Annotated in this window: 14 protein-coding genes; 4 read left to right on the plus strand and 10 right to left on the minus strand. The window is 73.5% G+C overall.

Annotated features, from left to right (window positions below):
* Positions 1–10: 10 nt before the first annotated feature.
* The 6 genes from rdgB to clpS form a co-directional block, all read right to left on the minus strand.
* Complete coding sequence (gene rdgB, locus AC0VXQ_RS06595; protein ID WP_064725648.1) at positions 11–661, minus strand: RdgB/HAM1 family non-canonical purine NTP pyrophosphatase; 651 nt, start codon at positions 659–661, stop codon at positions 11–13.
* Complete coding sequence (rph, locus tag AC0VXQ_RS06600; RefSeq protein ID WP_075514412.1) at positions 654–1415, minus strand: ribonuclease PH; 762 nt, start codon at positions 1413–1415, stop codon at positions 654–656. Before rph ends, rdgB begins: the two co-directional genes overlap by 8 nt.
* Positions 1416–1473: 58 nt before the next feature.
* Positions 1474–2268 (minus strand): MBL fold metallo-hydrolase, encoded by a 795-nt coding sequence (locus AC0VXQ_RS06605; protein WP_358293153.1) that lies wholly within the window; start codon positions 2266–2268, stop codon positions 1474–1476.
* On the minus strand, positions 2259–3341 hold the full coding sequence (gene murI / locus AC0VXQ_RS06610) for a glutamate racemase (RefSeq protein ID WP_475528054.1): 1083 nt from the start codon (positions 3339–3341) through the stop codon (positions 2259–2261). Before murI ends, AC0VXQ_RS06605 begins: the two co-directional genes overlap by 10 nt.
* A gap of 100 nt (positions 3342–3441) precedes the next feature.
* The gene (locus AC0VXQ_RS06615) at positions 3442–3993 is read right to left on the minus strand and encodes a DUF2017 domain-containing protein (protein ID WP_058730925.1); all 552 of its coding nucleotides are present in this window, start codon (positions 3991–3993) and stop codon (positions 3442–3444) included.
* A 1-nt stretch (position 3994) separates the two neighbouring features.
* Positions 3995–4336 carry an ATP-dependent Clp protease adapter ClpS gene (gene clpS / locus AC0VXQ_RS06620; RefSeq protein ID WP_064725644.1) on the minus strand — a complete coding sequence of 114 codons (342 nt, stop codon included), beginning with the start codon at positions 4334–4336 and terminating at the stop codon, positions 3995–3997.
* 212 nt (positions 4337–4548) lie between these two features.
* Here clpS and AC0VXQ_RS06625 point away from each other — a divergent pair, with 212 nt between their 5' ends.
* The 4 genes from AC0VXQ_RS06625 (at position 4549) to AC0VXQ_RS06640 (ending at position 7399) form a co-directional block, all read left to right on the plus strand.
* Positions 4549–5832 (plus strand): nicotinate phosphoribosyltransferase, encoded by a 1284-nt coding sequence (locus tag AC0VXQ_RS06625; protein ID WP_475529401.1) that lies wholly within the window; start codon positions 4549–4551, stop codon positions 5830–5832.
* Positions 5833–5929: 97 nt separating this feature from the next.
* A complete protein-coding gene (locus tag AC0VXQ_RS06630; RefSeq protein WP_058730922.1) occupies positions 5930–6565 on the plus strand; it encodes an isochorismatase family protein in 636 nt (211 codons plus the stop codon).
* Positions 6566–6644: 79 nt separating this feature from the next.
* Complete coding sequence (locus tag AC0VXQ_RS06635) at positions 6645–7046, plus strand: TetR/AcrR family transcriptional regulator (RefSeq protein WP_058730921.1); 402 nt, start codon at positions 6645–6647, stop codon at positions 7044–7046.
* Positions 7043–7399, plus strand: coding sequence for a hypothetical protein (locus tag AC0VXQ_RS06640; RefSeq protein WP_058730920.1), 357 nt, complete (start codon positions 7043–7045; stop codon positions 7397–7399). The genes AC0VXQ_RS06635 and AC0VXQ_RS06640 overlap by 4 nt, the downstream gene beginning before the upstream one ends.
* 72 nt (positions 7400–7471) lie before the next feature.
* Here AC0VXQ_RS06640 and AC0VXQ_RS06645 read toward each other — a convergent pair whose 3' ends face one another.
* The 4 genes from AC0VXQ_RS06645 to AC0VXQ_RS06660 form a co-directional block, all read right to left on the minus strand.
* Complete coding sequence (locus tag AC0VXQ_RS06645) at positions 7472–9265, minus strand: DEAD/DEAH box helicase (RefSeq protein WP_058730919.1); 1794 nt, start codon at positions 9263–9265, stop codon at positions 7472–7474.
* Between the two features lie 68 nt (positions 9266–9333).
* Complete coding sequence (locus AC0VXQ_RS06650) at positions 9334–9660, minus strand: DUF3039 domain-containing protein (RefSeq protein ID WP_081046080.1); 327 nt, start codon at positions 9658–9660, stop codon at positions 9334–9336.
* Positions 9661–9706: 46 nt separating this feature from the next.
* A complete protein-coding gene (locus tag AC0VXQ_RS06655; protein WP_100463028.1) occupies positions 9707–11293 on the minus strand; it encodes a hypothetical protein in 1587 nt (528 codons plus the stop codon).
* Positions 11275–12090, minus strand: coding sequence for an ABC transporter ATP-binding protein (locus AC0VXQ_RS06660; protein ID WP_081046081.1), 816 nt, complete (start codon positions 12088–12090; stop codon positions 11275–11277). The genes AC0VXQ_RS06655 and AC0VXQ_RS06660 overlap by 19 nt, the downstream gene beginning before the upstream one ends.
* Positions 12091–12101: the final 11 nt, after the last annotated feature.

Here is a 12101-nt window from a genome sequence, read left to right on the forward strand (position 1 = left end):
CCACGGCGGGCTAGACCTTCTCTCCGCCGGCCCCGTCCAGCAGGGCGGCGATGTGCGGGATCAGCGCGGTGAAGGCCCGGGCGCGGTGGCTGATCGCGTTCTTCAGCTCCGGCGGGATCTCGGCGCAGCTGGCCCCCTCCCACGCGGCGGGAAGCTCCTCGGGCACGAGGATCGGGTCGTAGCCGAAGCCGTGCTCCCCGCGTGGCTCGGTGAGCAGCCGCCCGGTAAGGCGCCCGGTCTGCACGACCTCGGTGTCCGGGCCGACCAGGCTCGCGGCGCACTCGAAGGCGGCACCCCGATGCGGATCGGGGATGTCGGACAGCTGAGCCAGCAGCAGGCGCAGGTTGGCCGCATCGTCGCCGTGGCGCCCGGACCAGCGGGCGGAGAAGATCCCCGGCGCCCCGTGCAGCACGGCCACGGACAGCCCCGAGTCATCCGCGATGGCCGGCAGGCCGGTGGCCTCATAGACGGCGCGGGCCTTGAGCAGGGAGTTCTCGGCGAAGGTCGTGCCGGTCTCGGGCACGTCCGGGACGCCGAGGGAGCCGGCGTCGACCACCTCCGCGTCCACCTCCAGGCCCGGCACGGCATCGCGCAGGATCTCGCGCAGCTCCCGCAGCTTGCCGGAGTTGTGGGTGGCCAGGATCAGCCGCGGCTCACTCATGGGCACCGGCCAGCGTCTGCGACTGGATCCTGGACAGCTCGGCCGTGCCGATCAGGGCCAGGTCCAGCAGGCTGTCCAGCTCAGCCCGGTCGAAGGGCGCGCCCTCGGCGGTGCCCTGAACCTCCACGAAGCTGCCGGAGCCGGTGACCACCACGTTCATGTCCGTCTCGGCCCGCACGTCCTCGGTGTAGGGCAGATCCAGCATGGGCACCCCGTCGATGATGCCCACAGACACCGCGGCCACGGAGTCGGTCAGGGGCTGGGCGCCCCGGGGCAGGATCTTCTCCCGGCGCGCCCAGTCCAGGGCGTCGGCCAGGGCGACGTAGGCCCCGGTGATCGCGGCGGTGCGGGTGCCGCCGTCGGCCTGCAGGACGTCGCAGTCCAGGACCACGGTGTTCTCCCCGAGGGCCTTCAGGTCGATGATCGCGCGCAGGGAGCGCCCGATCAGCCGGGAGATCTCGTGCGTGCGTCCGCCGATCTTGCCTTTCACGGATTCGCGGGCGGAGCGGGTCGAGGTGGCCCGCGGCAGCATCGCGTACTCGGCGGTGACCCAGCCGCGGCCCTCGCCCTTGAGCCACCGGGGCACGCCCTCGGTCAGGGAGGCGGTGCACAGCACCCGGGTGTCCCCGCACTCGATGAGGGCCGAGCCCTCGGCGTTGCGGGACCACCCGCGGGTGATGGAGATCGGACGCAGCTGGTCGACGGCGCGCCCGTCCGCGCGCGTGAGGGTCTGGGGGGACTCGGTGCTCGTCATGTCCCTCACTGTACCCGGGCCGCCCCCGGCCGCGCCCCGCAGGAGCCCGGGGCGCGGCTCAGCGGGGCGGGATCGCGTAGGTGCGGGAATCCTCGGCCACGCAGATCGGCCCGGCGTAGGTGCGGGAGGCCTCGGCGCGGGCCACCTCCGGGTCGTTCCACACCGGCAGGTGGGTGAGCATCAGGTGTCCGACATCGGCCTCGGCCGCCACCCGCCCGGCCCGCACCCCGGTCAGGTGCACCCCGCGGATCGCGTCGTCGCGCCCCTCCTGGAAGGCGGCCTCGCACAGGAAGAAATCCGCCTCTCGGGCGGCCTCGACCAGCCCGGGGCACGCGTCCGAGTCCCCCGAGTAGGCCAGGACGCTGCGGCGCCCGGCCAGCTCGTGGGTCACCCGGATCGCGTAGGGCTCGGGGGCCGGATGCAGCACGGGGAAGGCCTGCACCGTGAACGGCCCCAGGCGCACCGGCTCCCCGGGGGCCCAGGGGTGGAAGCCGAAGGAGCCGGTGAGCCCGGGCTCCAGGCCGATCCCGTGGGTGCGGGCCAGGTACGGGTGGGTGTCCGCCGGTCCCCACAGCGGAATCGACGGCCCGGGCCAGCCGCGCGGATCCCAGCGCACCGCGATGTGCAGGCCGGCCAGGTCGATGCAGTGATCGGGGTGCAGGTGGGAGATGAAGATCCCGTCGATCTGCGGCAGGCTCAGGTGCCGCTGGATCGCCCCGAGCCCCCCGCTGCCCAGGTCCAGCAGGATGCGCCAGGTGCGCCCGGCCTCATCCTCGCCGCTGACCAGATAGCACGAGGCCGCGGAGTCGGGTCCGGCGAAGGAGCCGCTGCACCCGATGATGGTCAGCTCCATGCCCGTCCCTCCTGCGCCCCAGACTCGGCGTCCGGTTCCGGGGCCCCCGCGGAGCGGGGCCCGGGACCCGTCCCCGCGGCTCCGGCGACCTCGGCCGCTGCACCCGATGTCGCGGCCACGGCGCTCAGGTCCACGCTGGCGGTGCGGATCATCTCCGGGGTGACCACCGCCAGGGAGCCGGTGGGGTAGGACTCGGCGATGCTCGCGGAGTGGCGCACCCCGAGGACCTCCGGGCCCAGGAAGCGCCGGGCCAGGGCCTGGAAGCGCCCGGGGTCCCCGGTGGCCACGAATTCGTGGCGCGGGGCGGGGGCGTCGGCCGGGCGCTGCAGGTCCTGGGCCATCAGCGCCCGGAACAGGTCCTTGGCGGTCTCCTCGGAGGAGGTCACCAGCGTGACCTCCTCCCCCAGGACGTAGGAGATGACGCCCGTGAGCAGGGGGTAGTGGGTGCAGCCCAGCACGACGGTGTCCACCCCGGCCTCCTGCAGCGGGGCCAGGTGGGTGCGCACGGCCTCCAGGAGCTCGGGCCCTGAGGTGATGCCGCGCTCCACGAACTCCACGAACTCCGGGCAGGCCTCGGAGACGATCCGCAGCTGCGGGGCCGCGGCGAAGGTGTCCTCGTAGGCGCGGGAGGAGACCGTGGCCACCGTGCCCAGCACGCCGACGACGTCGTTGCGGGTCGCGGCCACGGCCCGGCGCACGGCCGGCTGGATCACCTCGACCACGGGGATCCCGTAGTGGCGGGTGTAGCGCTCGCGGGCGTCGCGCAGCACCGCGGAGGAGGCGGTGTTGCAGGCGATGACCAGGGCCTTGACCCCGGAGTCCACGAGGTCGTCCATGATGCGCAGGGCGTTGGCGCGCACCTGGGCGATGCTCAGCGGTCCGTAGGGGCCGTGGGCCGTGTCCCCGACGTAGAGGATCTGCTCGTGGGGCAGCTGGTCCATGATGGCCCGGGCCACGGTCAGTCCGCCGACGCCGGAGTCGAAGACCCCGATCGGGGCCCCGGGGGTGGGACGGGCGGGGGCGGCGCTGCCCCAGGCGGTCACGGCATCGGTCTGGTCGGGAAGCGAGTTCATGATGCCTTCGAGGATAGCCGCTGCGCGAGCGGGCCCCGGCACGAGCTCGACCACGTGGCCGGGGCGACGAGAGACCGACCACAGGGGGAAGGTCCGGGGATCACAGTCGCTGGAGCATGGCCTCCATCAGGGAGTCCTGCAGCCAGGAGACGAACTGGTACACCAGGGACATGTAGGACTCCACGTCCGTGGCCTGGTTCCAGTCGGTGTAGCCGGCCACGCGCTCGGCGTCCTGCTCGTCGCGGATCCCCAGGCGCGCAGCCAGGACCAGGCGCACGTCGTTCAGGGCCGCGGCGAAGGCCCGGGCGTGCTCGTCGTCCAGCTGCAGCTTCGGGGCCTCGCAGTCCATCGCGGCCATCCGCAGGCGCCCGATCTTCTCCTCGCGGATGCCGAGCTCGGTGAAGCGGCGGAATTCCGCGGCCTCGCCCTCATCGGCCGCGGCCTGCGGCAGCAGGCGGGCCAGGGCCGGATCCTCCGGCGCCTCGGCGTCCTCGGTGATCCCGAGCATCGCGGCCAGCGGGTCCTGATCCGGATCCTGCCGCGGCTCCAGGGTGGTCACGACGTCGCCGAACAGCTTGATCAGCAGCTCCCGCTCGGGCTGCTCCAGGTGCCCGGTGATGCCGCGCCGCCCGGCGCGGAAGGGACGAGCCATCTCACTCACCGTCCTTCTCGAAGGTGGCCCACAGCCCGTAGCCGTGCATCGCGGCGGTGTGCCGCTCGGCCTCCTCGCGGCTGCCGGTGAACACGACGGCGCGCCCGTCCTCGTGCACCTGGAGCATCAGCCGGTGGGCCTGCGCCTGGGAATGCCCGAAGTGGGTGCGGAACACCCAGGTCACGTAGCTCATGAGGTTCACGGGGTCGTTCCATACGAGCACCCGCCACGGGGTCTGCTCCTGGGGGCGCTCGAGCAGCCCGAGCCCGCCCTCCGGGGTGGTCTCGGGGGCCGTGGGGCCGGTGACGGCGGTGCGGGTCGGTTGGGTGCGCTGCTGGGCCATGACCCGCCCGAGTCTACCCGGCACGCGGGTCCCGGGGCGGGGCGGGTTCGCCGTCGGCGTCGCACCGGGTGGCGGCGCAGCGCTGGCCAGCCCGGGTGCGGGGAGCCCAGCGGAGGGCGCCGCAGTCCTTGGCCGGGCCAGGCGCGGTGGCTACAGTGGGAGGCGTGATCGAGACTACTCCCGCCCTGCTCACGGATCACTATGAGCTGACGATGATCGAAGCGGCCCTGCGGGCCGGAACCCACGAGCGCCGCAGCGTGTTCGAGACCTTCACCCGCCGCCTGCCGGCCGGACGCCGCTACGGGGTGCTGGCCGGGACCGGTCGGTTCCTGGAGGAGCTGGCGGACTTCCGCTTCACCCCGGAGCAGCTGGATTTCCTGGGCCGCACCCGGGTGGTCGGGGATGCGACCCTCGAGTACCTGGCGGACTTCCGCTTCACCGGCTCGGTGCGCGGCTACGCCGAGGGCGAGGCGTTCTTCCCCCACTCCCCCGTGCTGCAGGTGGAGGGCACCTTCGCGGAGGCCTGCGTCCTGGAGACCCTGATCCTCTCGATCCTCAACTACGACTCGGCCGTCGCCTCCGCGGCCTCGCGCATGGTCGGGGCGGCCGCGGGTCGGCCCTGCCTGGAGATGGGCTCGCGCCGGGCCCACGAGGCCGCCGCCGTCTCGGCGGCCCGCGCCGCGGTGGTGGCGGGATTCGCCGGGACCTCCAACCTGGAGGCGGGGATGCGCTACGGGATCCACACCATCGGCACCTCCGCGCACGCCTTCACCCTGCTGCACGACGACGAGCGCGCGGCCTTCGCGGCCCAGCTGGCGGCCCAGGGCGCGGGCACCACGCTGCTGGTGGACACCTACGACGTCGAGGCCGCGGTGCGCACCGCGGTGGAGCTGGCCGGTCCGCAGCTGGGCGCGGTGCGCCTGGACTCCGGGGACCTGGGCGCCCAGGCGGTGTGGGTGCGCGCCCTGCTGGATGAGCTCGGCGCGAAGGACACGAAGATCACCGTGACCTCGGATCTGGACGAGTACGCGATCGCCGGGCTGCGCTCCGCGCCCGTGGATTCCTACGGGGTGGGCACCCGGCTGGTCACCGGCTCCGGGGCGCCGACCACCTCCATGGTCTACAAGCTCGTGGCCCGGGAGGGCGCTTCCGGGCAGCTGGAGCCAGTGGCCAAGCGCTCGGCCGGCAAGGGCTCCACCGGCGGTCGCAAGCACGCCGTGCGCCAGCTGGGCGCGGACGGCCGGGCCGTCGCGGAGGTGGTGGCCTCCAGCGAGCAGGCCCTGGATCGGGCCAGCGGAGACCTCCCCGAGGGTGTGCGGACGCGGGAGCTGATGACGGACCTGGTGCGCGAGGGTGAGATCCTGCCCGGGGCGACCGGGGCCGAGGGGCTGAAGGCCGCCGCCGCGCGCCACGCCGCATCCTGGGCCGAGCTGCCCGCGGCCTCCCGGCGGCTGTCCGAGGGGGAGCCGGCCATCCCCACGCAGCTGCTGTCCTGACCTCCCGGGGACGCACCGCCTATCCTGGTGCCGAACCGGATACCGCAGGTGCGCGGCGCCGCGCCGCGCACCTGGACCATCGCTCCTGGAGGATTCCATGACCCGTGCCCTGATCATCGTGGACGTGCAGAACGACTTCTGCCCCGGCGGCAGTCTCGCCACCGAGCGGGGCGCGGAGGTTGCCGGCGGCATCTCCGAGTACCTGCTGACCCACGGTCCCCTCTACGACGCCGTCGTCGGCACCCAAGACTGGCACGTGGATCCGGGCGAGCACTTCTCCGAGACCCCGGATTTCCGCACCTCCTGGCCGGTGCACTGCGTGGCCCACTCCCGCGGCGCGGCGGTGCATGAGGACCTGGACGCCGACGCCGTGGATGCCTGGTTCCGCAAGGGCGCCTACGAGGCCGCATACTCGGGCTTCGAGGGCCTGCTGGTCCCGGAGGAGGCGGTGGCCACCGGCGAGCGGGAGCCCGGCGCGCAGACCGAGGATACGGTCAACGTGTCCCTGGACGACTGGCTGCAGGAGCAGGAGATCGACGCGGTGGACGTGGTCGGCATCGCCACGGACCACTGCGTGAGGGCCACCGCCCTGGACGCGGTGGACGCCGGATACGAGACCCGAGTGCTGCTGGACCTGACGGCCCCGGTGGCCCAGGAGACCGCCGAGGAGGCGGTCGCGGCCCTCCAGGAGGCCGGGGCCGAGGTCATCGACTCCTCGGAGATCCGCCGGTAACGGACCCTTCTCTGCCCCTCTCGGATCCGGGGTCGCCCCGATTATAGACGGATCGTTCTAGAACGTTTAGTATGGAACCATGGCGAGGCCCCGGGGATTCGACGAGCAGGAGGTGCTGCGGCAGGCGACGGCGCTGTTCGGGCACGAGGGATTCGACGCCGTCTCCGTGGACCGGCTGACCTCGGTCCTCGGACTCAGCCGCGCGAGCTTCTACAAGATCCACGGCTCGAAGCACGGACTGATGCGCGCCGCGCTCGAGCAGGTCTGCGACCGAGCCCGGGCGGGTGAGGTCACCCACGACGCCCAGGATCTCGTCCTGGTGGCCCTGTTGGAGCTGGCTCCGCACCACGACGGCCTGCGCGCCCTGACCGAACGCGCCGTCGGACTGTGCTTCGACGACGATCCCCGCCGCCTCGGCGAGCGCCTGCTGATCCGCGCCCGCCGCACCCCACCGCACCGAGAGGAAGGCGACCGAGCATGAGCAACGCCATCGAGCTGACCGAACGCGAGCTGATCATCACCCCGCGGGGCCTGGACAAACTCTGGTCCTTCACCCGGCGGGTGGCCGTGCCCTGGGCCCACGTGCGCGGGGCCACCCACGACCCCGGGATGCGCGATGAGCCGAAGGGGTGGCGCGGGCCCGGGCTGCGCGTAGGCGGCAAGCTCAGCGGCACCTTCCACCGCGACGGCCAGCGGCACTTCCTGAACGTGCGCGGCTACGAAGACGCCGTGGTCATCGAGCTGACCGACGAGCCGATCCAGCGGATCATCGTCTCCCTCGCCGATCCCGCCGCGCAGGTCGCCCGGATCAACGCCCGCGCCGCGGCCGCTTGATCCGCCGCCGACGGGCGCCGGATCCATCGGCTCCCACCCGTCTCGAGCGCCGCCGGGGCTGCGGGCCGGGGCCTACCGGCGCCCCACGAACCAGTTCTGCAGCTTGTCGATCCGGGCCTGGATCTGCTCGGCGGTGGCCTGGGCCACCGGCGGGCCGCCGCACTCCCGGCGCAGCGCGTTGTGCACCGAGCCGTGCGGCTGCCCGGTGCGCGCGGCCCAGGCGGAGACGTTCTTCGCCAGCTTGTTCCGCAGCTCCTTGAGCCGCCGGTGATCCGGCACCGCCGGGGACTGCCGCGGCGGCTGAGCCGGTGCCCCCGCCCGGGAGCCGCGCTGGCGCTCCTGCAGCAGCGTGCCCACCTGCTCGGCGTCCAGCAGCCCCGGGATCCCCAGGAAGTCCTGGTCCTCCGCGCCGATCTCGAAGCCCTGGTAGTCCTGCCCGTCGTAGAGCACCCCGTGGAAGGCCGCCTGGGAGCCGATCGCCTCGAACCTGCCCGCGGCCAGAGCCGAGCTGGCCTTCTCCTCGCGGTTGGCCTCCTCCAGGGCCTCATCGTCCAGACCCTCGTCGGCGGCGATGATCGCCTCCTCGTCGGGCCGGGTGCCCAGGTCCAGGGCGTGGTCCCGCTCGGCCTCCATCTCCTGGGCCAGGGCCATCAGCAGCGGCACCGAGGGCAGGAACACCGAGGCCGTCTCCCCGCGACGCCGGGCCCGCACGAAGCGCCCGATGGCCTGGGCGAAGAACAGCGGGGTCGAGGTGGAGGTCGCGTACACGCCCACGGCCAGGCGCGGGACGTCCACCCCCTCGGAGACCATGCGCACCGCGACCATCCAGCGCTCCTGCTCGGAGGCGGAGAAGCGGTCGATCCGCCCGGAGGCGGTCTTGTCATCGGAGAGGATCAGGGCCGGCTTCTGCCCGGTGATCCTCTCCAGCCGCGCGGCGTAGGCGCGGGCGTCCTCGTGGTTGGAGGCGATCACCAGCCCGCCGGCATCGGGCACGGTGCGGCGCACCTCCGAGAGCCGCTGGTCCGCGGCCTGCAGGACCGCCGGGATCCACTGGCCCCGCGGGTCCAGGGCGGTGCGCCAGGCCTGGGCGGTGATGTCCTTGGTGAACCCCTCCCCCAGCTCGGCGGCCATCTCCTCGCCCTCGGCGGTGCGCCAGCGCATCTGCCCGGAGTAGGCCATGAAGATCACGGGGCGCACCACGTGGTCCTTCAGGGCGGGCCCGTACCCGTAGGAGTAGTCCGCCTGCGAGCGCAGCAGCCCCTCCTGGTCCTGCTCGTAGCGCACGAAGGGGATCTGGGAGGAGTCCGAGCGGAAGGGGGTGCCGGTCAGGGCCAGGCGCCGCTGCGCGGGCTCGAAGGCCTCGCGCAGCCCGTCCCCCCAGGACAGGGCGTCCCCGGCGTGGTGGATCTCGTCGAGGATCACCAGGGTGCGGGCGTTCTCGGTGCGGGCCCGGTGCAGCAGGGGCTTGTTGGCCACCTGCGCGTAGGTCAGGGCCACCCCGGAGAAGCCGCGGGCGTGGTGCCCGTCGGCGTTCTTGAAGTTCGGGTCGATCGCGATGCCCACGCGCGCGGCGGCGTCGGCCCACTGGGACTTCAGGTGATCCGTGGGGGCGACGACGGTCAGCCGGGACACGGTGCCCCGGTCCATCAGCTCCTTGGCCACCCGCAGGGCGAAGGTGGTCTTGCCGGCCCCCGGGGTGGCCACGGCCATGAAGTCCCGGGGCTGCTCGGCGAAGTACTTCTCCAGGGCCTCCTGCTGCCAGGCGCGCAGCTTGGGGGCGGTGCCCCACGCGGCCCGGTCCGGGTAGGCCGGCGGCAGGTCCGCTCCGGCGGCGAACAGGGACGGCTGCTCCGGATCGTCGGTCACTGCGGGGTCATCACTCCTGGTCGGGCCTCGGTCGGTCGGTGCGCGGAAGGAAGGTCAAAGAGTGCGGGTCAGTCCTGGCCGCCGTCATCATCCTTGCCGCCGCGCATGGACTCGTAGATCTCCTTGCACAGCGGGCACACGGGGAAGCGCTGCGGGTCCCGGCCCGGCGTCCACACCTTACCGCACAGGGCGATCACGGGTTCGCCGGTCATCGCCGACTCCATGATCTTCTCCTTGCGCACGTAGTGGGCGAAGCGCTCGTGGTCCCCGGGCTCGATGAGCTGGCGCTGCTCCTCCCGCTCGATGGTCGCGGCCCCGCCGGTGCGGGTGCCCTCCAGGGGCTCGGCGGTGTCCAGGATCTCCGGGGCGGTGCGCAGGGTGCTGGTGCTGATCATGCCCAGCATTCTACGCGCCCCGCCTCGCTCGACGGCAGCCGCCCGGTCAGCGGAACACGGAGACCTGCGCCAGCAGCTCCGGGGCCCGGGCGTCGTAGCGGCGCGCCCCCAGGCGCACCCCCAGGCCGAGCACCGCCAGGCCCAGTCCGATCCCGACCGCCAGGGCCACCCAGCCCAGCCATCCCAGCCCCGGGACCAGGCTGACCAGGTACAGGATGATCGCGGGCAGGTTCAGCGCGAGGCAGACCAGGGCCGCCAGGAGCATCCCCATCTTGGCCCCGGAGCCGGCCCCGCCGCCGGCCCGCTTGAACGGGGAAGCCCCCGGCGGCGGCACCGGAGCGGCCCACAGCGCCGAGGCCACCGCCCCGACGCCGGTGCCGATCAGGCAGAACCCGAGGCTGACCCCGAGGTTGGCCGGCACCTGCTCGGGGAAGCCCGCCAGCACGGTGCACGCCGCGGAGACCACCAGCGTCGCCGGCAGGTACACCCCGAGAACCCCCAGGGCCCGGCCCCAGCGATCCTGGCGCCCGGTCAGCGGGGCGAGCAGGTGCAGACTGAACGCGGAGTTGTCGTAGGCGGTCAGATAGCAGGCGATCGTGCAGGCCGTGAGCCCAGCGAAGGGTCCGGCCATCAGGGCCTGGGCGCCGTCCTGCAGCGCGGACAGCCCGGTGAACAGCACCGCGATGCCCAGCACCCCCAGGAGGCTGAAGGACATGCGGGGATCGCGCAGCAGATCCAGGCCCGTGCGCACGGCCACCGCGCTCACCGGGCCGCGGGCAAGGGCCAGGCCCGTGCCCGGCGCGGCGTCGTCCGCCCGGCGGGTGCGCCCCCGCTGCGCACGACCCGACGAGCCCGCACTCACGGTGAGCAGCTCCCCGCGCAGCAGCGCGCTCAGCAGCCACAGGCCGATCCCGATGCCCAGCACCGGCAGGCCCAGGCGCACCGGGAGCAGCGTCGGGGTGCCCGCGGCGTCGGCGACGGCGAGGTACCCCGCGGACCAGGGGATCCAGCCGGCGATGCCGGCCGCGGCCTGCCGGGCACTCGGCCGCAGCAGGATCAGGCTCAGCAGACCGAACAGCAGACCGGAGAACATCAGCAGCACGTAGCCCAGGGCGGACAGCACCGTGGTCAGCCCCCGACGCCGGCGCAGTCGGCGCCCGCAGGCCGCCGCGATGCGCGCCCACACCACGAAGCAGACGAAGCCGAGGACCCCGGCCACCAGGGACAGCAGCGCCTGCCCGGGCCCGTGGGCGGACAGCACCGGGGTGAGCATGCCCAGCAGGCTCAGCGGACCCAGCACCCCCACGAGGCTCGAGGCCACCTGCGCCAGCACGATGTCGCGCAGCCGCAGCGGATAGGGGCTGAGCAACTCGGGGTCCAGGGTCTGGTCCTCGCTGGCCACCACCACCGGCACCAGGACCCAGACCAGGCCCAGCAGGGCACCCAGGCACGCGGCGATCTGCGCGGCGACCAGCGGACCCGCCTCCCGCAGGGCCAGGAACCCCGCGGCCGCGGCGAGCACCGCGCACCCGGCGATCACGAGGGAGACCACGGTTCCGGCCACGACCCAGCCGCTGCGGCGGAAGGAGGCGCGGAACAGGGCCCCCTTCAGGCTCAGGAGCCGCCCAACCATGAGATCCCCTCCGTCTGCGCGCGCCCGCCGACCAGCTCCACGAAGGTCTCCTCCAGGGAGCGCTCCCCGCGCACCTGATCCACGGTTCCGGCCGCCAGGATCCGCCCCTCGCCCATGATCGCGACGTGGTCGCATAGTCGCTGCACCAGGTCCATCACGTGGCTGGAGATCACCACGGTGCCGCCGCGCCGGACGAAGCCGGTGAGGATGTCCCGGATGTTGGCCGCCGAGACCGGGTCCACGGCCTCGAAGGGCTCATCCAGGACCAGCACCGAGGGGGCGTGCACCAGCGCCGAGGCCAGCGCGACCTTCTTGCGCATCCCCGCGGAGTAGTCCGCGACGGTGCGATCGGCGGCGTCGTGCAGGTCCAGGGCCACCAGCAGCTCCTGGGCCCGCTCGGCCACCAGGTCCCGGTCCAGGCCGTGCAGCAGCCCCGAGTAGGAGATCAGCTGGCGACCGCTGAGCCGGTCGAACAGGTGCACCCCGTCGGGCAGCACCCCCAGGGTGGCCTTGGCCCGCAGGGGCTCGGCCCACACGTCGGTGCCGCGCACCAGGGCGGTGCCGCCGTCCGGGCGTAGCAGGCCGGTGGCCATGGACAGGGTCGTGGTCTTCCCGGCGCCGTTGCGTCCGACGAGGCCGTACATGGATCCGGCCGGGATCTGCAGATCCACGCCGTGCACCACCTCGACGCCGTCGTAGACCTTGCGCAGGCCCCGCAGGGACAGGGCCGGGGCCGACGCCGCAGCGGCGGGGTCGGGGATGCCGGCGGCGGGCCCTGGAACCTCGGGTCCGGGAATGGGGGCTCGGG

The organism is Rothia sp. QJM3NY_36, assembly GCF_056173115.1.

Coding starts and splice junctions, on each gene's coding strand:
- AC0VXQ_RS06605 (WP_358293153.1), bottom strand. CDS start 2,268: ATGGAGCTGACCATCATCGGGTGCAGCGGCTCCTTCGCCGGACCCGAC.
- rdgB (WP_064725648.1), bottom strand. CDS start 661: ATGAGTGAGCCGCGGCTGATCCTGGCCACCCACAACTCCGGCAAGCTG.
- rph (WP_075514412.1), bottom strand. CDS start 1,415: ATGACGAGCACCGAGTCCCCCCAGACCCTCACGCGCGCGGACGGGCGC.
- AC0VXQ_RS06655 (WP_100463028.1), bottom strand. CDS start 11,293: ATGGTTGGGCGGCTCCTGAGCCTGAAGGGGGCCCTGTTCCGCGCCTCC.
- murI (WP_475528054.1), bottom strand. CDS start 3,341: ATGAACTCGCTTCCCGACCAGACCGATGCCGTGACCGCCTGGGGCAGC.
- clpS (WP_064725644.1), bottom strand. CDS start 4,336: ATGGCCCAGCAGCGCACCCAACCGACCCGCACCGCCGTCACCGGCCCC.
- AC0VXQ_RS06630 (WP_058730922.1), top strand. CDS start 5,930: ATGACCCGTGCCCTGATCATCGTGGACGTGCAGAACGACTTCTGCCCC.
- AC0VXQ_RS06640 (WP_058730920.1), top strand. CDS start 7,043: ATGAGCAACGCCATCGAGCTGACCGAACGCGAGCTGATCATCACCCCG.
- AC0VXQ_RS06625 (WP_475529401.1), top strand. CDS start 4,549: ATGATCGAAGCGGCCCTGCGGGCCGGAACCCACGAGCGCCGCAGCGTG.
- AC0VXQ_RS06615 (WP_058730925.1), bottom strand. CDS start 3,993: ATGGCTCGTCCCTTCCGCGCCGGGCGGCGCGGCATCACCGGGCACCTG.
- AC0VXQ_RS06650 (WP_081046080.1), bottom strand. CDS start 9,660: ATGATCAGCACCAGCACCCTGCGCACCGCCCCGGAGATCCTGGACACC.
- AC0VXQ_RS06635 (WP_058730921.1), top strand. CDS start 6,645: ATGGCGAGGCCCCGGGGATTCGACGAGCAGGAGGTGCTGCGGCAGGCG.